The 21,913-nt window shown below is 35.2% G+C and carries 15 protein-coding genes; 4 read left to right on the top strand and 11 right to left on the bottom strand.

What is annotated here, in order from left to right:
- Window positions 1–26: 26 nt before the first annotated feature.
- The 6 genes from ACQ65V_RS05160 to ACQ65V_RS05185 all read right to left on the bottom strand — a co-directional run bounded on the left by ACQ65V_RS05160 (window position 27) and on the right by ACQ65V_RS05185 (window position 7,269).
- A complete protein-coding gene (locus ACQ65V_RS05160) occupies window positions 27–1,664 on the bottom strand; it encodes a S41 family peptidase (protein WP_430467122.1) in 1,638 nt (545 codons plus the stop codon).
- Window positions 1,642–2,478 carry a DUF4349 domain-containing protein gene (locus tag ACQ65V_RS05165; RefSeq protein ID WP_430467123.1) on the bottom strand — a complete coding sequence of 279 codons (837 nt, stop codon included), beginning with the start codon at window positions 2,476–2,478 and terminating at the stop codon, window positions 1,642–1,644. The genes ACQ65V_RS05160 and ACQ65V_RS05165 overlap by 23 nt, the downstream gene beginning before the upstream one ends.
- A gap of 28 nt (window positions 2,479–2,506) precedes the next feature.
- Window positions 2,507–2,881: a ribonuclease P protein component gene (gene rnpA / locus ACQ65V_RS05170; protein ID WP_430467124.1), complete on the bottom strand. Its 375-nt coding sequence runs from the start codon at window positions 2,879–2,881 to the stop codon at window positions 2,507–2,509.
- A gap of 63 nt (window positions 2,882–2,944) precedes the next feature.
- Window positions 2,945–4,750 (bottom strand): M1 family metallopeptidase, encoded by a 1,806-nt coding sequence (locus tag ACQ65V_RS05175; RefSeq protein WP_430467125.1) that lies wholly within the window; start codon window positions 4,748–4,750, stop codon window positions 2,945–2,947.
- A gap of 34 nt (window positions 4,751–4,784) precedes the next feature.
- Window positions 4,785–6,389: a S8 family serine peptidase gene (locus ACQ65V_RS05180; RefSeq protein ID WP_430467126.1), complete on the bottom strand. Its 1,605-nt coding sequence runs from the start codon at window positions 6,387–6,389 to the stop codon at window positions 4,785–4,787.
- Window positions 6,390–6,411: 22 nt separating this feature from the next.
- Complete coding sequence (locus tag ACQ65V_RS05185) at window positions 6,412–7,269, bottom strand: MBL fold metallo-hydrolase (RefSeq protein WP_430467127.1); 858 nt, start codon at window positions 7,267–7,269, stop codon at window positions 6,412–6,414.
- Window positions 7,270–7,423: 154 nt separating this feature from the next.
- Here ACQ65V_RS05185 and ACQ65V_RS05190 point away from each other — a divergent pair, with 154 nt between their 5' ends.
- The 3 genes from ACQ65V_RS05190 to ACQ65V_RS05200 all read left to right on the top strand — a co-directional run bounded on the left by ACQ65V_RS05190 (window position 7,424) and on the right by ACQ65V_RS05200 (window position 11,553).
- Complete coding sequence (locus tag ACQ65V_RS05190) at window positions 7,424–7,783, top strand: DUF202 domain-containing protein (RefSeq protein ID WP_430467128.1); 360 nt, start codon at window positions 7,424–7,426, stop codon at window positions 7,781–7,783.
- A gap of 13 nt (window positions 7,784–7,796) precedes the next feature.
- Window positions 7,797–9,572, top strand: coding sequence for an SLC13 family permease (locus tag ACQ65V_RS05195; protein ID WP_430467129.1), 1,776 nt, complete (start codon window positions 7,797–7,799; stop codon window positions 9,570–9,572).
- Between the two features lie 70 nt (window positions 9,573–9,642).
- Complete coding sequence (locus ACQ65V_RS05200) at window positions 9,643–11,553, top strand: cation:proton antiporter (protein WP_155089169.1); 1,911 nt, start codon at window positions 9,643–9,645, stop codon at window positions 11,551–11,553.
- 58 nt (window positions 11,554–11,611) lie between these two features.
- On the opposite strand, the gene ACQ65V_RS05205 is transcribed toward ACQ65V_RS05200, so the two are convergent.
- From ACQ65V_RS05205 to lepA, 5 genes are all read right to left on the bottom strand, one after another.
- Complete coding sequence (locus ACQ65V_RS05205; RefSeq protein WP_430467130.1) at window positions 11,612–12,361, bottom strand: hypothetical protein; 750 nt, start codon at window positions 12,359–12,361, stop codon at window positions 11,612–11,614.
- A gap of 22 nt (window positions 12,362–12,383) precedes the next feature.
- Window positions 12,384–14,789 carry a T9SS type A sorting domain-containing protein gene (locus ACQ65V_RS05210; protein WP_430467131.1) on the bottom strand — a complete coding sequence of 802 codons (2,406 nt, stop codon included), beginning with the start codon at window positions 14,787–14,789 and terminating at the stop codon, window positions 12,384–12,386.
- 252 nt (window positions 14,790–15,041) lie between these two features.
- Window positions 15,042–16,868 carry a sensor histidine kinase gene (locus ACQ65V_RS05215; protein ID WP_430467132.1) on the bottom strand — a complete coding sequence of 609 codons (1,827 nt, stop codon included), beginning with the start codon at window positions 16,866–16,868 and terminating at the stop codon, window positions 15,042–15,044.
- On the bottom strand, window positions 16,846–17,481 hold the full coding sequence (locus ACQ65V_RS05220) for a response regulator (RefSeq protein WP_430467133.1): 636 nt from the start codon (window positions 17,479–17,481) through the stop codon (window positions 16,846–16,848). The genes ACQ65V_RS05215 and ACQ65V_RS05220 overlap by 23 nt, the downstream gene beginning before the upstream one ends.
- A gap of 45 nt (window positions 17,482–17,526) precedes the next feature.
- Window positions 17,527–19,323 carry a translation elongation factor 4 gene (gene lepA, locus ACQ65V_RS05225; protein WP_155089165.1) on the bottom strand — a complete coding sequence of 599 codons (1,797 nt, stop codon included), beginning with the start codon at window positions 19,321–19,323 and terminating at the stop codon, window positions 17,527–17,529.
- A 152-nt stretch (window positions 19,324–19,475) separates the two neighbouring features.
- Here lepA and ACQ65V_RS05230 point away from each other — a divergent pair, with 152 nt between their 5' ends.
- On the top strand, window positions 19,476–21,881 hold the full coding sequence (locus ACQ65V_RS05230; RefSeq protein ID WP_430467134.1) for a TonB-dependent receptor domain-containing protein: 2,406 nt from the start codon (window positions 19,476–19,478) through the stop codon (window positions 21,879–21,881).
- Window positions 21,882–21,913: the final 32 nt, after the last annotated feature.

Below are 21,913 nucleotides of genomic sequence, written 5' to 3' on the forward strand. Positions count from 1 at the left end.
TTCTTAAACGCTTTTATAGAGCGCTCTTACTTACCTAAAATGCTAGTATACTGCTTGGTATCATTCAATATAGAAACCGCTTTATTTATCTCAGGGTTATTTGCGATATAATATTGATACAAACCTTCACTATAGAAATAGCGTTTAATAATTTCATCAGTTAACAACGATTTTAATTGAGGCTTATTAGCATTAATAGCATTCGTTTTATAAGCGTTTAAAGCATTGTTTAAATCATCTATTTCTGAGTTTATAACACCACTCAATTCTTCTTCATTAGCAACAGATATCGCATCTTCCAAAGCTTTTTCTGTTTTGGTTTCAAAATTAAAACCAGTGGTTTTTAAATACCCCTTAAAGGCATTGAAATCTGAATCAGATAACTTAAAGGCGCTTAAATCCTCTACCTTATTATCGTAATAATATTGCGTCGCAAAATTAAAGACTAAATTTTCGTTTAAAATCGCTTTGGTTATTGGCGTAAATTTAGAAAGCTCTATTTCAACATCTGGCTGTACTCCGCCACCATCAAAAACATCGCGCCCGTTGCGAGTTTTAAAGGCATTGTAATTTTCTTTTTTAACACGAGTTGCTTTTCCGTTCTCGTCTCTATTCCAATAATCTAAAGCTTGTATACAACGACCAGAAGGTGTATAATATCGCGATATGGTAATTTTCATTTGTGTTCCGTAGGTCAAAGGTTTAGGGCGTTGAACCAGCCCTTTACCAAAGCTACGTGCACCTACCACTACTGCCCTATCCATATCTTGCAGGGCACCAGAAACAATTTCACTGGCAGAAGCACTGCTACCATCTATTAAGACCACTAATGGAATTTCAGTATCAACAGCATCTCTTTTTGTATAATAGGTTTTGTTATATTTTTTAACTTTAGATTTGGTGGTCACCACTAACTGATCTTTAGGCACAAAAATGTTAGTGACATTTACCGCTTCGTGCAACAAACCACCTGGATTACCTCTTAAGTCTAAAATAAGTTGTGTAGCTCCTTGATTTTTTAATGCTCTTAACGCACCAAGTGTTTCCGCTGAAGCTTTTTGATTAAACTTTCTCAATACAATGTAACCCGTTTTATCATCAATCATTGAGTAATGCGGAACCGCTTTTATTTCAAGTGATTCTCTAATTATTTTTACCGTATTGGTTTTACCCTGTCGTTTGTAGGTTACGGTAACTTCAGTACCTGCTGCACCTTGAAGCAGGTTTGCGGCATCATCCTTAAAATCGGCTACGACAACATTATCTACTTTAATGATTTCATCACCTGCTTTTAGTCCGGCTTTATCTGCAGCATAGTTTTTATAAGGCTCAACTATAACCAATTTATCTTTTAGGGTCAATACTTTGGCACCAATACCAGTATAATCTCCAGCATTGTTTATTCGTGAAGCCTCAACATCTTGCTCATTATAAAACTGCGTGTAAGGATCTAAATCGTCTAACATGCTTTTAATAGCCGTGTCCATTAACTCGCCAGGATTGGTCTCGTCAACATAGTTCATGTTGAGCTCCTTAAACATTGTGGTGAAGATTTCAATTTGCTTTGCTATTTCAAAGAAATCGTTTTTAAATGCTGTGGTGCTAAAGAAAATAACTACAGCTAGAGCAGGAATTATGATTTTATTTTTTAGAATTCGCTTCATTTTTTTTTCTTTTTTTAAGCCATCGCTTTATTATAAAAAACACTATAATTAAAATAATTATAAAAGGCCATATGTATAAAATTCCTAGAAAAAATGTGGACAAACCATCAAAACCAGAAACAATTGCATTCCACATTTTTGAACCGTAGGATTTTGTGACTTTAGATTCAGAATTGGTTTTATAAAACTCAATATTTATAGAGCTCAATGAAACTTTGTTTTCAAGATACTTTAGTCTCCCTTGTTTAGCTTCAATTTCCTCTCTGATATGAGATAGTTCTTTTTCAACTTCTAGAAGCTCTTGAACATTCTTAGCTTTTTTTAACAGCTCTAAATATCTTTTTTCTAATTCTTTTTTAGCTTTCAGACGCGCTTCAAGATCAATAAATTCTTCGGTTACGTCTCTTAACGTAGTTTGTTTAGTGTCGAAATATTCTACATTTTTACTAACATCATCAATTGTATTTTGAAAATTAGCTGTTGGAATTCTTACAGTTAATCGCCTAATGATTCTATAATAATCTTTTTCTGCAGAATCGTCTTGAATATATCCATTATATTTTTTTATAACAGCGACAATATTAGAGTAAGACTTATCAATATCACCCGTCTCAAAAACCAGATAAGATTCTTTAATTAGTTTTTGGTCTTGACTAGACTTGGCGTCACCATAGGTTTTATAATTTAAATTTACTGCTTCATTGCTAAATTCAAAATATTCAGGGGTTCCTGAGCCAGCATTTAAAAGCCCCAGGACTCCTGAGTTTTCAACTTGATCCTTGTTTGTACATGACAATGAAAAAAGGAAAAACACACAAATGGCGAAATATTTCATAGAGCTTTTAATCATTAGTTTTATCTAAGAATTTCTTAAACAAGAGTTGCATCTTTTCATTGAGTTTATCAAAAGTTGTTCCATCCTTGCTAAGGTACAAAATCATAAACGCATAAGATGTTGAACTATTGTTAAAGTATAAGGGTTTATTCAGCCTATAAGCTTCTCTTAGTAAACGTTTTATTCTGTTTCTGGCCACTGCAGTTTTATGGAGGCGCTTACTTACTGAAACACCAGTTTTGAGCGTGCTACCATCTTCATAATCTGTTTTAAGGTAAATAAGACGTAGAGGATAAACCGTAACAGATTTGCCCTCATTAAACAAATGCTCAATGAGTTTTTTACTTTTTAGCTTATCTTTTTTAGAATATTGAAATCGCATCGTAACAAAAATAGAAAACCATGCCGATTAGACATGGTTTTCATAATCTATTTGAATAATTGCTTACTCCAAAGTAAGTGAATTATTTTCTCGTTTTACATCTGCCATCATCTGAGAAGAATCAATTTCAACAGATTTAACAGCTTTATTTGCTTCAAAAGTGTAGGTGGGCATTGCCCAAGCCCAATCTTCTATTGTAGTTGCTGATGTTGGCTTTTCTCCGCGCATCATTTGTAACGGAATATAAAACTCTTCAGTTGAACCGTCTGTATAGGTTACGGACAAATCAATAGGCATTGGCATTAATCCGATACGTTCTAAAGTAATGGATTTGCCCTCAACCGCTTTTACAGCATAATCAATAGTATTGGTGGTTTGGCCAAAATCTATTAAGTACCAATCCAATTCAAAATCAGTTACACGTTCTGCTGTTCTTATAAAATCCATTGGTTTTGGATGTTTAAAGGCAAAATCATCATAATACTTTTTAATGGTTTTCTTAAGATTGTCTTCACCAATAACATAGCCAAGTTGTGCCATAAATACAGCTCCCTTGCTATATGCAGCAGCTCCGTAAACTTGATTGTAAGCATATCTATCGGCATGTGTAGTCAATGGTTGTTCATAGCCCGAATTTGCTAATCCTATGTAGTTTCGATAAGAGCCAGCTTGTGGATTATCTTTTTTGGTTTCATTCAGTTCATTTTCAGCAAGATTAGAAATATAGCTTGTAAAGCCTTCATCCATCCACTCGTGCTTTGCTTCGTTAGTAGCTAATAAGAATTGAAACCATGTATGAGCCAACTCATGGGCTGTAACACCGAGTAAACTTCCATAACTTCGCTGACCGGTAATCAATGTACACATGGCGTACTCCATACCACCATCTCCGCCTTGTATAACAGAATATTGGTCGTAAGGATATTCACCAATATTTTCACTAAAGAAATCCATTAATTTTGCCGTGTCTGGCTGTAGTTTCTTCCAATTTTCAAGATACTTAGGCTCTAGATCTTTTTTGTAGTAGAAATGCAGTTTAGGACCATTTGGCATTTCATAAGTATCATGGATAAAATCTGGATCTGCAGCCCAAGTAAAATCATGAACTTTTGGAGCTTCAAAATGCAAGGTTTTTTTACCACCTTTAGCTTTGGTTTCATTTTTCAGATAACCCGTACCGCCAACAACATAATCTTTGTCGATAGTCAATTTCACATCAAAATCTCCCCAAACACCATGGAATTCTCTTCCGATGTATGGATCTGCATGCCAACCTTCGTCATCGTATTCTGCTAATTTCGGGTACCATTGCGTCATGGAAAGCGCAACGCCCTCTTTGTTGTTTCTACCAGAACGACGAATTTGAACAGGGACTTGAGCATCAAAATCCATATCAAAAGTCACTTTTTCACCCGGTTGAATAGGCTGAGCCAACTTCACCTCTAATACCGTGCCAACAGTTTCGTGGGTAATTGTCGTACCGTTTTGTTTTAAAGAACTAACTTTTATATAACCAATTTCATTTGGTTGAAGTTTACTGATGCGATCTCCAACTCTTGGGTCGGCATCTGCAATAGTTCTAGAGCGTACGTCCATTTCGCTTCCAGGCTGAAAGGCATTAAAATACAAGTGATAATACACTCGGTTTAATACATCTGGTGAATTATTGGTATAAACCAACTTCTGTTTTCCTTTATATTGAAAGGTATTGACATCCATATCGATTTCCATTTGGTAATCTACATGCTGTTGCCAGTATTCTGTTTTAGGTTTAGCAATAGGGCTATTATTACTCTGACTAGGCTTTTCTGTTGCTCTACAAGAGAATACAAGAGCGATACAAGAAAGGCTTAAAAGAAATTTTTTCATATAATTTTGGGTTTAATTAAATGTGTTTTAATGGCTATTTAATTTTTGAAGCCATTATTAATGCGTTGTAAGCATTGGCTATTTTTCCAGATGAAGACAGCTCAACAAATGGCTTCACGTTTGAAGCATCTCCACCGACCACAACCTTTGTCGTTAATGGCAAGCCAGAATCTAAAATCACTTGCTTAACTTGTGCGGCTGTTAAATTTGGATATTGAGAACGGATTAAGGCAGCAATGCCAGCTACACCTGGTGCAGCCATTGAAGTTCCTCCGTTAAAGTCGTATTCGTTTTCTGGCATTGTAGAGTAAATTGCAGAACCTGGAGCAAAAACATCCACGTTCTTCTTACCATAGTTTGAAAAGCCCGAAACCAATTTAGAACCATATTTTTCAGTCAATGAGCCCACTCTGATGTAAGTATCTGAAACCTCGACATAGTCAACGTTATCATCTGGGAAATTAGGCTCAACATCTACATCCTTACTGTCATTACCAGCAGCATGTACAAACACCACATCGTTATCAGAGGCATATTTAATGGCTTCTCTTACCCAGTCTGCATGTGGTGAAAATGACTTTCCAAAACTACCATTAATGACTTTTGCGCCATTGTCAACCGCATAACGGATGGCAAGAGCAACATCCTTGTCGTACTCATCTCCGTTAGGCACGGTTCTTAAAGCCATTATCTCTACATTGTTTGCTACACCGTTGGCACCCTTCCCATTGTTTCGTTCTGCAGCAATTATGCCTGCTACATGCGTACCGTGAGACTCTGATTTTTTTACTGGCTTTACATTACTGTTACCGTAGCCAATATCAGATAAATCGTTGATATCATCATTCGTGGTTCGGCCTTTAAAATCTTTGTTTAGATTATAGTTTAAACGCTCATTAACCTGCTCTTGAATACCTTTTAATTCCTTTTGAGCTTGTTGTAAGGTTAAACCGTTGGCGTTTATATTTTGTGCTATTTGTTTCGCTTGTTGTACGTCTTGTTCTTCAGAAGAAATAGCATTGACCTCTTCCATAGTGTAATCTTCTTTATTAAGATGTTTTGCTAAAGTTTCATGAGCATTATTAACAGCTTGTGCAATTTGATCGTACTGTGTTTTTCTGCCTGTCCAAGTTTGGTATTCAGACTCATAGGTGGTTTTAGCTTCTTCATAACGTGGATGTGATGTATTTCCGCTCGCTAAAATTCTAACATATTCCAATTGTTCATTATAAGCATCACCAAGAAAATTCCAACCATGGATATCATCTACATAGCCATTGTTGTCATCGTCTTTACCATTATTTGGGATTTCATCCTCATTCGTCCAAATAACATCATCCAAATCTTCATGGTCAATATCAATACCAGAATCAATAACGGCAACAATCACTTTCTTACCTTTCTTACCTTTTATTATTTCTTCATAAGCTCTATCAACTGCCATTCCCGGAATGGTATCTCTTACAAGATCTAAATGTCCCCAGTTTTTCTTTTCAGCTTCTGTAAGTTCAGTAACTTTTAGAGGAGATGTATCAATATTTTCAACGGGAGTTGAGAGAATATCAGCTGTTCCTCCACAACCCACCATAAGCGTTGCTGCTATACCTAAATATAAAATAGGTCTGTAATTAAATTTCATTTGTGTTTATATATTAGTTTATTTAAAATAATTCGTTGCAAGTAAAAGTTTCATTGAGTCGCACCCCTTTTTCTGAGTGCTTTACGGTAATGATTTCGTTGTGAGCATCGTGCTCTAAAAATAGATAAAAATTTTGGTCTGCTGCCATATTCAAGAATAATTCTTTTTCGTCTAAAGTCAGCAAGGGTCTGGTGTCATAACCCATTACAAATGGTAAGGGTATGTGACCAACGGTTGGAACCAAATCTGCCATAAAACAAATGGTTTTTCCTTTATAGTTAATCATTGGAATCATTTGCTTGTCGGTATGGCCATTGGCGTAAAATATATCAAAACCGAGCTCAGAATTCTGCAAGATATGATGATTAGGGATTGAGGTAAATTTTAATTGCCCACTTTCTTCCATTGGCAAAATATTTTCTCTTAAAAAAGATGCTTTTTCCCTCTGGTTGGGTTCTGTTGCCCATTGCCAATGGTCAGCATTGCTCCAAAAGTGCGCATTTTTAAAAGCCGGTTTGTAACCTGTTTTGTCCTTGTTCCATTGTATACTACCGCCACAGTGGTCAAAATGTAAATGCGTCATAAACACATCGGTAACATCATCCCTATGGAAACCATATTTACCTAAAGACTTATCAATACTATCATCTCCCCAAAGGAAATAATAACCATAAAATTTGTCACTTTGTTTATTGCCCATGCCAGTATCAATTAAAATCAATCGATTTCCATCTTCAATAAGCAAACAACGTGCCGCAATATCTATCATATTATTGGTGTCCGCAGGGTTTGTTCTGGTCCACAACGATTTTGGAACCACACCAAACATAGCACCACCATCAAGCTTAAAGTTACCTGCATTAATAGGGTATAGTTGCATTAAAAAGTCAATTTTTAGTGAAGTGCAAATTACTAAAAGCACCAATACTAAAAGGTTTAGACGCAAATAATTGATTGTTTTTTAACATTTTTGAGGCTAATTGCATTTTCATTCGCATTAAAATTAATTACATTTATATAATGCAAAACGTATAATGATGAAGCCAAAAGTGAAATCCCCTGTTAAGATAAAAAAGATGAAACTGTTAAGGTTCGGTAGAGATTTTGAACCAGACCAACAGGTTATTCTTAGAGATTATTTGGCAATAGAGCGCACACGTTTAGCGAATGAACGCACACTATTGTCCTACATAAGATCTTCATTATACTTGCTCCTTGGTGGCATAGCTTTTTTTCAACTTAAAGAGTTCCCGAATTTTAAATATTTGGCCATATTGTCACTGGTCTTTAGCCTTATCTTTTTTATCATTGGTATATATAGGTTTACACTTTTGAAAAAGAGTTTAAAACGCCTTTATTATAAATCAGAAGAGATAGAAGAGGAGAACGACTAAAATTTAAGACATATTGAGTGTAGAATTAATCATCACGTTTGCCATTATTGTTGTTGGCGTATTCCTATTTGTTAGGGATTACTTTTCTATTGACACTACTTCAATATTAATAATGGCCATGTTTATTGTCTCTGGGGTTTTGAATCCTGAAGAGGGTTTTTCTGGGTTTAATCATCCGGCTACAATAACCCTTGGTTGCATCTTTGTAGTTAGTGGTGGTGTTTTTAGTTCAGGTATTTTAGATGGTTTAAGCCATAGGATTATTAAACTGGCAAAGATCCATTACAGTATAGCTCTAATTGTATTTTGTACCATTTCAGGATTATGTTCTGCATTTATTAACGATACCGCAGTAGTAGCTTTACTACTGCCTATTGCATTAACGGTCTGTAGGGAAACCAAGATTGCCCCAAGCCGATTATTGATGCCAATTTCTTTTGCCGCACTATTTGGCGGAACCTGTACACTAATAGGTACATCAACAAATATTTTGGTTAGCAGCTACGCAAAAAAGTACGGAGTTGAAGAGTTTGGGATGTTTGAGTTTAGTGGAGCGGCTTTTTGTTTACTTATTGTAGGCTTTGTGTATATGTTTATAATTGGGCCAATTTTGTTACCAAAAAACAGAGGTGCGGATGATGAATTTACCAAAAAAGCCGAAACTTATATTACAGAATTGTATGTTGAAGACAATTGTGAAGACATTAATAAATCCTTAGGTAATTCGCAATTGGTTAAGGATTTTAATGTAAACATCCTTTCCATTCTAAGAAATGGTGTACTGAAGCATACTTTTGGACTCGACACAAGAATTATGGAAGGTGACATACTTAAAATTTTGGCACCACCACAGACGCTCAGCAGGCTTTTAGATTTTGAGGGCTACAGTATTAAAGGCAATAAACGTATGAAAAAAGCCGAGGATAAATACAAGTCTTTTAACCTTTATGAAGTCATCATTCCCTATGGGTCTGGTTTATCAAACAGCACATTAAAAGAATCTAATTTTAGAAGACAGTACAACTCATCGGTAATTGCTATACGACAGCGTGGTGATGAAATTTACGATAAGCTGACACGCGTAATGCTGAAAGAAGGTGATATGCTCATTATTTTGGGACAAGCTGAAGATATCAATAATCTCGAATCGCAAAACCTTGTTGTAAAACTTTCGGAATACGCAAAAAAGAAAACAAACCTTAAAAAGGCAATACCAGCGGTTCTAATAGGTGTTGGAGTAGTCTTAGCAGCTTCACTAAACCTCACGTCCATATTGATAAGCGCTATGGTTGGAGCATTGTTAATGGTGGTTTTGGGCATACTCAAACCCATTGATGCCTATAAGGCAGTGGAGTGGAAAGTGATTTTTATGATGGCTGGTGTTTTGTCCATGGGTACGGCATTGGAAAAAACAGGAGGTGCTGAACTTATTGCGAATTTTATTCAAGAAAGTCTGGGTCAGTATAGTGCGCAAATAACACTAAGTCTAATCTATCTTGCTACATTTATTTCTACCAATCTTATTTCTAGTAAGGCTACAGCCGCACTAATGACTCCCATTGTTATAAGTCTATCACAGGTAATGCAAGTGAGTGAACGACCATTTTTGGTTGCTGTAATGTTTGCTTGCTCATTAACATTTATGACACCAATGAGTTATCCAACCAACACTATGGTCTATGCCCCTGGAAATTATAAGTTTAATGATTTTTTAAAAATGGGAACGCCATTAAACTTGTTGATTTGGTTGGCAGCCTCTTTTGTAATTCCTTATTTCTTTCCATTCTGAGTTATTGGTGATAAATTGAAAAAGCCTTTCAAATTATATTTATTTAGTATTTTCACCAAAAAGTAAATTTATGTTAGAGTTAGCAGGAATCATCATACTAGGCATACTCGCACAATGGGTAGCTTGGAAGTTTAAAATACCAGCAATATTACCTTTGATATTAATTGGGTTGTTAGTTGGCCCAATAGCCGCAGAGTTTTTTAGTTCAGACGGAGTTACAAAATTAATTGATCCAATCTGGATTGAACCACAATTAGATAATTATGGAAACCCTGTCTTAAATGAAGAAGGGGAACCGATAATGGGCAGAGGTCTTTTTCCCGGAGAAAGTCTTTTTTATTTTGTGTCGCTTGCTATTGGTATTATTCTCTTTGAAGGAGGGTTAACCTTAAAGAAAGGCGAAATTAAAAATGTAGGCCCCGTCATTACCAAACTTATTACCATTGGATCTTTAGTTACATTTTTTGGGGGAGCTATAGCTGCTTACTATATTTTTAATTTAAGCTGGAAAATGGCATTTTTATTTGCGGCATTGATAATTGTCACTGGCCCAACGGTTATTACCCCAATTTTAAGGAATATCCCCTTAAAAAAGGATGTTTCTGCTGTTTTAAAGTGGGAAGGTATATTAATAGATCCTATAGGAGCTTTGGTTGCTGTATTAGTATTTGAGTTTATTAGTGTCGATGCAGGTGGGGAGTTTACCAAAACCGCTTTAATTGAGTTTGGAAAAATTGTTCTATTTGGGTTTACATTCGGATTCACATTTGCACACACGCTCAATTTTATTTTAAACCGAAAATGGGTACCACATTATTTAATGAACGTCTTTACTTTAGCTGTAGTTCTTGGATTATTTGTATTATCAGATGCCTTTGCTCACGAATCTGGGCTTTTAGCGGTGGTCGTAATGGGAATGGTTATGGGAAATTCAAACTCTCCTTATTTGAAAGACATCTTGTATTTTAAGGAGTCTTTAAGCGTTTTACTAATCTCCATATTATTTATATTATTAGCGGCGAACATAAACTTTGAGGAGTTAATGCTAATTTATAATTGGAATACTGTAGCTCTTTTTGCGATAATTGTATTTTTAATTAGACCTATTGGAGTGTTTTTGAGCACTTATGATTCTAACCTAAAGCTTAACGAAAAATTATTTATTAGCTGGGTTGGACCGCGTGGTATCGTTGCGGCTGGTATTGCTTCTCTTTTTGGTTTAAAACTAGCAAGTAAAGGTGTTGCGGGAGCAGAATACATTACGCCACTAGTTTTTGTTATAGTTCTAGGTACTGTTTTATTGAATGCAACTACAGCAAGGTTATTTGCAAGATTAGTGGGTGTATTTCTTGTTAAATCTGACGGGATTTTAATTGTGGGCGCATCTAAAGTTTCTCGTTTGTTAGGGCATTACCTCGAATCAAACGGAAGACATGTAGTACTTATAGACAGTAATCAAAGCAATATTGCAAAAGCTAAAGAATTAGATTTGGAGGCGATTAATACTAATATTTATTCTGATACACTTTTGGATAACATAGAATTAAATGATGTAGGTTATTTAATGGCAATGACAGGAAGCTCTGACATAAACCGATATGCAATTAGCAAGTTTAGCAAACAGTTCGGTGAAAACGGTTCTTTTAGATTGGTATCCCCAGAGGAAATGAGCGACCCAAAAAACAATCCTAAAGAAGGACTATTTTCCCATACCGATGATTACAATAATTTAACAGATGTCACAAGAAAATACCCATCCATTCAAGAGATAGAGATAGAGGACAAATCACATTACGATAGCTTAATTGATATTACGAACAAGGACAAGGATATCATTCCTTTATTTATAAAAGACAATGAGGACGAGCTCCACATTTTATCCTCCGACAGCATTGAATTTGAAGATATTAGCAAAGGTTGTAAACTTGTCTATTTAGGAAAGCCTTTTGATGTTGAAGAAGTTGCGGTTGAAGATGATTAAAATACAGGGAGGGATTTTTCTAAAACCCCTCCCTGTATTGAATGATTAAAGGTTAGAGTTAATTTTTTCCGAGGTTAAATAATAATGACAGAGTAAATATGTTGTTCTTGTTTATCAAGAAATTTGTAAAGTCATTTTTAAACTCTCCACCACTTTCGGGTTTAAACGTCCAACGATTATGAGCAACAAGGTTGGTGTGCAGCGCTAAAGACCAATTTGTGGATAGCATCAGTTGAAAACCAACCACAACGGCAAGTGTAATCCGTGTAATATCAGTTGTAAAACTGTCAAACTTTTCGTTACCAAACCCATAACCTCCAAGTAAGCCATAAATTAAACGAATTTCATTAAGCTGTGATATGGCTTGAAACATGAGCAAACTTACTTGTAAACCTACTAAGCTTTGTGTTCGGTCTCCAATGCTTAAGCCATCGTATTTTAAACCGAGAGAAGCAAAAAGCGCAGAACGCTGAAACAACTTTAATCTGTAATAATAAGCAGCTTGTAAACACCATAAGGTTTCATCGTCACCAAACCCTACACCAGCTCCAATGGCCAACATTTGCATTGCAAACACAATATCTTCCGGATTGACTTGCTCATTTATTGCCTTGCTCAGCTCGGGTTTGTTTTCTAAGTAAGACTTAAAATCTTCAACAAGATAATCTGTTTCGAGATTGGTAAAATCTTCTGCTTTTATCTCTTTCTTTTCGAGATTGATGTCATTAAATAAGTCAGATTGGGCATTAAGTTGTATTAAAGAACACACTAAAAGCGCACTTAATACAAGAGAAAATTTAGTTTTCATAATATGTGGGTTTTGGTTGTATTTAGTTTTTTATGATCTTTTTAATGATTTCTGAGCCATTCTCTAATTGAGCTTTTACGATATAAATTCCAGCGTTTAAACCCTTTATTGAAAATATATTAGACTGTGCGGTTGAAACTAATCGTCCATTAATGTCGTAAACTGTTACAGAATGGATGTTTTTGTTTGAGAAAGATACCTTGTCTTTTGAGGGGTTGGGAAATAAAGTGGTTTCATTTTCACTTAATTCTACGTCATTATCACTCAGGGTAAATTGGGAAATATCAATTCCGGACTTAACCAATAGACCATAGTTTGTTAATAATGCTATAAGAAGCTCACTATCGCTATACTGAATCATGCTTATTTTGCGTATAAAAATATCTGGAGGGGGATTATTAAATTGGGCTTGTTGTATTTCGTTATTCTGATTTGAGAATGAGTTGAAGGATCTTTCGGGATCAGTGTTAATCCCTCGATATTGATTAACCCTGAGTTGTGTACGATCTCCAACAAAGACTAGTAATGCATATACAATATGGGTCGCTTCATCATCAGTAATTTCCACATCTACAACACCCATAAACTCATCATCCATTCCATCTTCATCTAAATCTAAAGTTACATCCGTTATAATCGGATTTCCACCAGAATCTTCAGACCGAGACTGAAGAGTTGTTTCATCATTAATAAATACTGACTCTTCATCATCACCTATTGCTACTGAGACTGCAATTATTAAACAATCGAATAGTGGATATAATGGGTGGTTTTCTTCCCAAATGGTCAGTGGAGAGTCATTCAATGAATCACTCCAAGATTTTTTTTCTCGTTTCACCTCACCAGATGCATCAGTTTTTACACCAACTGTAATTACTTCATCATTGACAACATCTAAGACAGTACCAAATCTGACATCTTGTGTTATATCTCTATCATTAGTGAAAATTTCCTCAGAAGGAGAACAATTGCCCAATTGTGTATTACATTGGGTTTTATAAACACGATAATTAAACGACCCATCAAAACCTTTATGAATTAAATTAATAATACCATCATCAGAATGATAAGCACCTGCTTTTTTAGTTATAAAAGCAGAATGATTAGCAATGTTATGGTCAAATTCTGTGATGACATTATTGCCATCTATAAAATTCCAACCGGTATTATTCTCTGTTATAAAATAATCGTTGTCTGAAACAATACTCCAGTTGTTTTCAGTAGTATCAAGGGTGTTAAAGCCTAGATAATTATTTCCAACACCAAGCTCAAACTCAAGCATATGAACCTTGTCTGATCTGATGACACCAATATCTATATTACCAGATGGATTTTGTCTAAGAGCAAAGTCACCTATTGTGTTGGTATTTATAGCTCTCGGAACACCTATGTAATCGATATCTAATGACATACAAAAATTACCAGGATTAAAATGTATAAACTTACCAGGGTCTGAGAAATCAGTTGGTGCCACAAACATTTCACCATTACTATCATAACCACAAGCACTCAGCGCATTTTCGTTTAAACAATTAAGACCGTCTTCCCTATAGTTTGTCCATGAGCAAGAATCAAAATCTACAATACTCAACCCAAAGTTGCTTGCACTGTTTAGTCGGGAATTTCTAACCAACAGCTCACCGTTTATTGGATTAATATTTATGTCGAAAACAGGAATAGGTGTACCGTCATTGCAAGATGTAAAACTTCCGCTAGTATCTAATTTATCAATCCCTTGGTAATTGCCTATGTAAAGATTATCTGAAGAATCAAAGCATAGCGAGGTTAAGAAATTTTGAAACAAATCAGAATTAGAGGCCGTATAATTAGCCCAAGTGTCTGCAGTTTTATCTAATTCCCACAATCCATTGTTGTCTCCTGCAAAATAAGCTTTTGTACCATCACTATTTTCTACAATGTCCTGAGGTCTAAACGAAGTGACCATTTCGGTTTCAAAACTACCATTGTTGAATTTTTGATATCCGAGAGCATCTTCTTTATATATATATAGTGATCCATCTTTTGCATAATCCACCTTTGGTGAGATAAATTGACTTGTAGACTCGCCAATAGTTAAGTCAGAGGTTGCGTAACTATAAACAGTTACGGCTGACCCATCATATATAGCAATACCATCTTTTAATGCAAGAGCTATGTCATTACTAGTTGGGTCTAAAGCGATATCCTTAACATTGCCAATGGCTGGATTTTGAGAAGTGAGATTTAGAAAATCAACCACCATATCTGTGCTTGTATTGTATTTGATATACCCAATATCGGTAGCAAGATGGAGTTCATCAACATTTATATCGTCTGGTAAAATTTTCGTGATTTCAGATGCCTTTGTAAAAAGGTGCCACCCATCGGTTTGTGCAAAAGCGTTAATAGCACAGCAAAATGCCAAAAACGAAAGTAGTTTTGTTTTCATAATGCATGGTTTTAAATTGATAGTAGTAAAATTAGGTGTATAACACCCTTTAAGGCAATACCAGAGTTCAGGTATATTTGATTTAAAAAAAACGAAGAGGCTCTAATCATTTAGAGCCCCTTCTCTCAAGATAATAGTGATCAATTTAAAACATACATCTTGATGGTTTTTACCAAGAGATTATTGAATTAATAGCAAATTATTCTGAATCGTAAAGCTAACCTTGAAAAAGAACAAACTCAATACCAGAATTCAGGTAGATTTTAAATGAGGAATTGTAATAATTATAGAAGTGCCTTTGTTTATTGTTGAGTCAATCTCTAGAGTTCCGCCAATTTGCTGGATTCTAGATTTCATATTTTTAAGACCTAGACCAATATTTCTATTACTTGTACTAAAGCCTTTTCCATCATCCTCTATACTAATGCTTGCATACTCATCATGCCCAACAAGCTGTATATCTACCTGTTTGGCATTAGCGTGTTTAATAATATTATTGATTGCCTCTTGAAGCACACGATATAGTTGGGTTTCTACATTTTCATCAAGTTGTGTGGGAAAATTATAACTGTTAAAATCGATATTCAAGGAAGTTTGCTCTGATAGTCGTTTTGACAAATCTGAAGCAGCATTTTCGAACCCGATAAAATTTAAATCTGAGGGAGATATGTCGTGCGAAAGATTTCTTACGTCATTGCATAAGCTATCAATAGCTTCACTTACAGCACCATCTTTAAATTTATCAGAGACAAAACGCTTAAGGTAACCCAATTGACTGCCAATATTGTCGTGTAGTTCTTTGCTTATTCGCTTTCGTTCTTTGTCTTCCCCTTTTATAAAGGCGTTTAGGCTTTTCTTTTCTTCAACTATGAGCTTTTCTGATAGTGAATTGCGCTCATCATAAATATCCTTTACCATAAAAATCACAGTGAAGGTTAAGAAAATGATCTCTAAAAATGAGGAATAAAAAACAACAGGTAATCCGTAAATCATAGTATTAATAAGACCATAACTATGATAAAGAATGGTAACACATACACCCACTATCATAAACAAATAAGCAAACGCAAAAAGAGAGGATCGTTTAAAATTAGTTTTAAAATAGAGTACAATTTCTATAGCAACCAGCACCACCATTACTATAAAAACTGCATACCATAAGTTCATGAATATTGAAATATATGCTTCAAAAATATCTGTAAAAACAAAGTGTATTAATAGCCTAATAGAGACAAGTACAATCAACAGAATGTCTATTGCTTTTTTCAACTTGGGCATGTGGGTTTTTGCTTCAAGAATTTTTTGTGAAAAGACCACAAATAATAACATTGATATTTCACTAAACAGCACATAATGTGTGTATTTGTTAAAAAAACTTGAAGCGTCTAGAAAGAACTGTGAAAACAAACCCGTGTAAGAACTAATAAACAAACCAAGAAAAATAATGTAAAGTGCGTAGATAAGATAACTCCCTTTTCTTAAAACAAAGAACACAAACAAACTGAATAGAATAGACAAAATACTAATGCCGAAATAGATGCCAATTACGGTTTGCTGAATTGAATTTTGCTTATTAAAAGCCTGAAAACTTTTTAAATAAACTGAAGTCACCAAGGGCTTGCCTTCTTCTTTTTTCAACTTTATTTGATAAGTGGCAGCTTCATGGGGATCTAGTTTTATTTGGAACGCAAAAAGCCTATGCTCCAAAGGCTTTTGGGAGATAGGATAATCAATACCTGTTTTTTTAACCGTTTGAAATCTCTCATTGTCTTTCTTCAACAAAACAATTTCACTAATCAGCGCATTAGAAAACTCCAGCACCAAATCTTTATTAACGCTTTCTGTATTTTTAATGTGGAACACAACAGTGTTGTATTCATTTTTAAAACCGAAATAAAAAAAGTTTCGTTGAGTGATAGATGTTGAACCATTTATTTTTGAATAGGCTTTTATATTCTTTTTTTCAAAATTTGAACCCACAAAAAGAGTATCTACATTTTGAGCGTCTAAATTGAGAAAAGACGCAAAACTCAAAAACAGAAGACTTAAAACCAGCCTATGTAAACATGTTATTATCATTTACAAAGGTTATTAAGTCAATAGAATTATGAATATTTAGTTTTTTAAATATGTTTTTTTTATGTGTCTCAACAGTAAAAGGGCTAATATATAGAGACTTGGCAATTTGTGGAACATTATATCCTTTTACCAATTCTGCAATGATTTCTTTTTCCCTTCTGGTAAGCTTTATTTTTTCTGTGAAACCATCGGATTCTTCAATGGAGTTGTTCACTCCTTTGCCAACATAGAATGTTTTCTTTTCGCTCACACTATCTAAAGCTCGAAGCAAATCATCTGAAGAACAGTTTTTTAATAAGAACCCATCACCTCCGCACTGTTTTACTTTTTTTACAATACTCTCCTTATTGTACATGGTAAGTATAACAACCTTAATTTCGGAGTTGTAAAGCTTCACCTCATTGAGAATATCTAGCCCATTTTTATTGGGAAGGTTTAAGTCTAGAAGTAGGATGTCAGGATTATCATTTTGGACTTTAGACAGAACATCTTTGCCATCTTTTACATAGCCCAAAACATTGAAATCCTTTTGATTTTTGAAAATAGAAACAAGACCATCAATTACAATTTGATGATCTTCACAGATGAGTATGTTTTTTGGCTGGTTTTCCATAGGACAAAAACCTACCAAACAAGATACTAAAAAAGAGGCTAAGAATTAGTCGTTTAACTTTAAAACCGCCATAAATGCTTGTTGAGGTATTTCTACATTACCCACTTGTCGCATACGTTTTTTACCTTTTTTCTGCTTTTCAAGGAGTTTACGTTTACGAGAAATATCACCACCATAACATTTAGCAGTAACATCTTTACGTAATGCCTTAACCGTTTCACGAGCAATGATTTTCGCACCAATTGCAGCTTGGATAGGAATATCGAACTGCTGTCTAGGAATTAACTCTTTTAATTTCTCGGTTATTTTTTTACCAATAGTATAAGCATTGTCGGCATGTATCAATGCGGAAAGCGCATCTACGGTTTGGGCATTTAAAAGTATATCTACACGCACCAATTTAGATTCTCGCATTCCTATTGGAGCATAGTCAAATGACGCATATCCTTTTGAAACGGTTTTCAATCGATCATAAAAATCAAAAACAATCTCTGCCAAAGGCATATCAAAACTTAGCTCAACACGCTCTGTGGTCAAATAGGTTTGGTTGGTAATTTGCCCACGTTTTTCAATACAAAGGCTCATCACAGGGCCAACAAAGTCAGATTTTGTTATGATTGTGGCTTTAATATACGGTTCTTCAACACGATTTAATGTTGAAGGCTCTGGTAAATCAGAAGGGTTGTTTACGATGACAATCTCGTCAGGGTTTTTATTGGTAAATGCATGATAGCTTACGTTTGGTACGGTTGTAATAACCGTCATATCAAACTCACGCTCTAAACGCTCTTGTATGATTTCCAAGTGAAGCATTCCCAAGAAGCCACAACGGAAACCAAAGCCTAAAGCAGCCGAACTTTCTGGGGCAAAAACCAAAGATGCATCATTAAGCTGCAATTTTTCCATGGAAGTCCTAAGCTCTTCGTAGTCTTCGGTATCAACAGGGTAGATACCAGCGAAAACCATAGGCTTTACATCCTCAAAACCAGAAATGGCGTTTTTGGTTGGCTCTTTAGAATCCGTAATGGTGTCACCAACTTTTACTTCGCGCGCATCCTTAATTCCTGTAATCAGATACCCAACATCACCAGCTTTGATTTCTTGCTTTTTTACTTGGTTTAATTTTAAAGTCCCAACCTCGTCGGCGTAATAACTTTTGCCTGTGTTAATGAATTTAATGTGCTGCCCTTTCTTAATTGAGCCGTTTATTACTCTAAAGTAGGTTTCAACACCTCTAAAAGGATTGTAAACAGAATCAAAAATCAAAGCCTGTAAAGGCTCATCAACATTACCTTTTGGAGCAGGAATCCGTTCAATAATAGCAGAAAGAATATCCTCTACACCAAGACCGGTTTTTCCACTGGCAGGAATCACCTCAGAAGGGTCACAACCTAAAAGATCAACGATATCGTCAGTTACTTCTTCAGGATTGGCACTTGGTAAATCTATTTTATTCAATACAGGAATAATTTCCAGATCATTCTCTAAAGCCAAATACAAATTAGAAATAGTTTGAGCCTGAATACTTTGCGCAGCATCAACAATTAAAAGTGCTCCTTCACAAGCCGCAATAGAGCGAGATACTTCGTATGAAAAATCCACGTGACCAGGAGTGTCGATAAGATTTAACACATATTTTTCACCATTATACTCATAATCCATCTGTATGGCGTGCGACTTTATGGTAATACCACGTTCGCGCTCTAAATCCATACTATCCAGTAACTGATCTTGTTTTTCTCTATCGGTAACAGAACCTGTGGAATCCAATAATCGATCCGCTAGCGTACTTTTTCCGTGGTCTATATGTGCAATAATGCAAAAATTGCGAATATTCTTCATCTCTCTTTTTCTAAGGGCGTTTTAAGACTGCAAATATAATCGATTTCTTGTGCATTACGCTATCCAAGGCTACATTAAACAGTTGATGAATTACGGAAAAACCATAATAAAAAGTAAAAAACAATCTTTATATTGCGATACAAACCTAACTAATGATTGCTCACCTACGAAATTATATTAGCGCAATTCTTTTTGTGCTATCTTTAAGTGCCTTTGCTCAGGATTTTTCCCTTTCTGGAAAAGTGGTTGATGCTAACGGTAGCCCTATTGAATTTGCCAATGTTATTTTATCAGTTGAAAACGAAGATGAATTCTACAAGGGTACATCAACTGATGATAAGGGGTTCTTTATAATAGACAACTTAGATGCAACCACATATTTTGTTAGAATTAGCTATATTGGGCATGAAGATTTCGCTCAGAAAGTTATACTCACCGGGAACTTAGATATCAAAACCATTCAACTTAACGACTTACCAGAAAGCCTAGACGAGGTGACTGTTGTGGCCAAACGCCCAACCATAACTAGAAAACCAGACCGATTAATTTTTAATGTCGAAAACACAGCGTTGACAGAGGGCTCAACTCTCGGAGTTTTAAAAAGTACTCCAGGCATCATTATAAGCGAAGGAGGTATAAATATTAAAAGTGCACCAGCTGCCGTTTATATCAACAATCGTAAGGTGCAGTTAACTTCGGATGAACTCATTCAATTGCTTGAAAGCGCACCAGCAAACAGTATAAAATCTGTGGAGGTCATTACAAATCCACCTGCTAGCTACGATGCTGATAGTGGCTCGGTAATTAATATTATAATGAGCAAAAATCTGGTGACAGGTTACAGAGGAAGTATTCAAACCAATTTTACGCAAGGAGTATTTCCGAGGTATAATGCTGGGACAAGCCATTATTTTAAGAATGACAAAATCAACCTAAACTTAAATTATAGTTATACCAACCAAAAAATCAATAGAGACCAAGACGATAGAGTGAATTTTTTAGATGACTCTAATCAAATAGAAGAGATTTGGAAATCTAATGTCAATAGAAACACATGGTCTGAAACCCACAACCTCAATCTAAACTTCGATTATTATATTGATGAAAGAAATACACTGAGTTTAACGAGCACAGGTTTATACACGCCGTATTTTAAATATCAACTAAGAAACAAGACCGATATATTTGATGCCAATGAAAACTTTGTGTCAAGTTTTACGGCAGATAACTTATCAAGGGACAATAAATATAATATTGGTACGAATTTAATTTTTAGACATGGTTTTAAGAATGATGCTAGCCTCACTTTTAACGTGCACCATACAGTTTATGATTATGAGCGCGACCAAAATGTGTTTCAAGATGAATCCGGAGTTGATGATGACTCAGAATTCAATACGCTAGCCAACCAAGACACACAAATTATTACTGGTAAAATGGACTATAATTTACCGATCAATGAAAGTTCTACTTTTGATCTTGGAGCGAAATACTCAAGTGTTAATACAGATAGCGACATTACAAGAACCGATATTATTAATGGTAATGAAGTGGTGAACATGGAGAATAGTGATGCGTTTAAGTATGATGAAAAAGTTTTCGCAGTTTATTCTAACTACAACAAATCTTGGGACAGTTGGGAGTTAAACCTAGGCTTGCGTGCAGAGCAAACTAATATTGAAGGAGAATCTTTAAGCTTAAGCGAAACCAACACGCAAGATTATTTAAATTGGTTTCCCAACGTAAGTTTATTGCACACCATTTCTGATGATGTTAATATTTACTCTAGCTACAAAAGAAGCATAACGAGACCAAGTTATACGAATTTAAACCCATTCACTTTCTTTTTAAATGAAAACACGGTGGTTTTGGGTAACCCTAATCTAGTACCGACTTACAGAGATCATTATAAAATAGGAACCAGTTTTTTAGAGCATTTTACAGTTGAGGCTTATTATATGAACTATGATGGTGATATTGTAGAGTTGCCAAGGCAGAACAACCAAACCAATATTGTTGCCTACACACCTGTGAATTTGGATAAAAAAATAGAGTATGGATTTGACTTTCTTTTTGATTACTACCCAACAAACACATGGAATCTCTACTTTGTTACATCGTTTTATAATATCTCTGAAGAATCTGATTTTGGTGAGGGTTTTGTGAAACAAGACCAATGGTCTAACTATAGCATATTATACAACAATGTGTCATTTCTAGAAGACAGAAGTTTAAATGTGAGCTTAGTACTTACTTGGGCAGGAAAAAACTTGCAACAATTTCAAACGCTTAAAAATCGATTGGTTTCAGAGCTCAGTATCTCAAAGTCCATTCTGAATAAAAAGGGTATTATTTCCTTAGCAGTGGACGATATCTTTAACATGCAAGATTTTGACTCTTCTACAAATTATCTCAACCAGTCTAGTAGTAGCTTTGTTGATGTTGACACTAGGTTTGTTAAACTTGGTTTTCGTTATAACTTTGGTAATACAAAGCTAGAAACCAATGAACGCACCACAAGCGCAGAGGAGCGCGAGCGTTTAAAAGACTTAAACTGAAACATGCAATTTGTCATTCAGAGTGCCATGCT

The organism is Winogradskyella ouciana (assembly GCF_965284585.1).
Classification (GTDB): Bacteria; Bacteroidota; Bacteroidia; order Flavobacteriales; family Flavobacteriaceae; genus Winogradskyella; species Winogradskyella ouciana.

Coding starts and splice junctions, on each gene's coding strand:
- ACQ65V_RS05220 (WP_430467133.1), bottom strand. CDS start 17,481: ATGGAAAACCAGCCAAAAAACATACTCATCTGTGAAGATCATCAAATT.
- ACQ65V_RS05190 (WP_430467128.1), top strand. CDS start 7,424: ATGATGAAGCCAAAAGTGAAATCCCCTGTTAAGATAAAAAAGATGAAA.
- ACQ65V_RS05180 (WP_430467126.1), bottom strand. CDS start 6,389: ATGAAATTTAATTACAGACCTATTTTATATTTAGGTATAGCAGCAACG.
- rnpA (WP_430467124.1), bottom strand. CDS start 2,881: ATGCGATTTCAATATTCTAAAAAAGATAAGCTAAAAAGTAAAAAACTC.
- ACQ65V_RS05215 (WP_430467132.1), bottom strand. CDS start 16,868: ATGATAATAACATGTTTACATAGGCTGGTTTTAAGTCTTCTGTTTTTG.
- ACQ65V_RS05175 (WP_430467125.1), bottom strand. CDS start 4,750: ATGAAAAAATTTCTTTTAAGCCTTTCTTGTATCGCTCTTGTATTCTCT.
- ACQ65V_RS05185 (WP_430467127.1), bottom strand. CDS start 7,269: ATGCAACTATACCCTATTAATGCAGGTAACTTTAAGCTTGATGGTGGT.
- ACQ65V_RS05210 (WP_430467131.1), bottom strand. CDS start 14,789: ATGAAAACAAAACTACTTTCGTTTTTGGCATTTTGCTGTGCTATTAAC.
- ACQ65V_RS05200 (WP_155089169.1), top strand. CDS start 9,643: ATGTTAGAGTTAGCAGGAATCATCATACTAGGCATACTCGCACAATGG.
- ACQ65V_RS05160 (WP_430467122.1), bottom strand. CDS start 1,664: ATGAAGCGAATTCTAAAAAATAAAATCATAATTCCTGCTCTAGCTGTA.
- ACQ65V_RS05205 (WP_430467130.1), bottom strand. CDS start 12,361: ATGAAAACTAAATTTTCTCTTGTATTAAGTGCGCTTTTAGTGTGTTCT.
- lepA (WP_155089165.1), bottom strand. CDS start 19,323: ATGAAGAATATTCGCAATTTTTGCATTATTGCACATATAGACCACGGA.
- ACQ65V_RS05230 (WP_430467134.1), top strand. CDS start 19,476: ATGATTGCTCACCTACGAAATTATATTAGCGCAATTCTTTTTGTGCTA.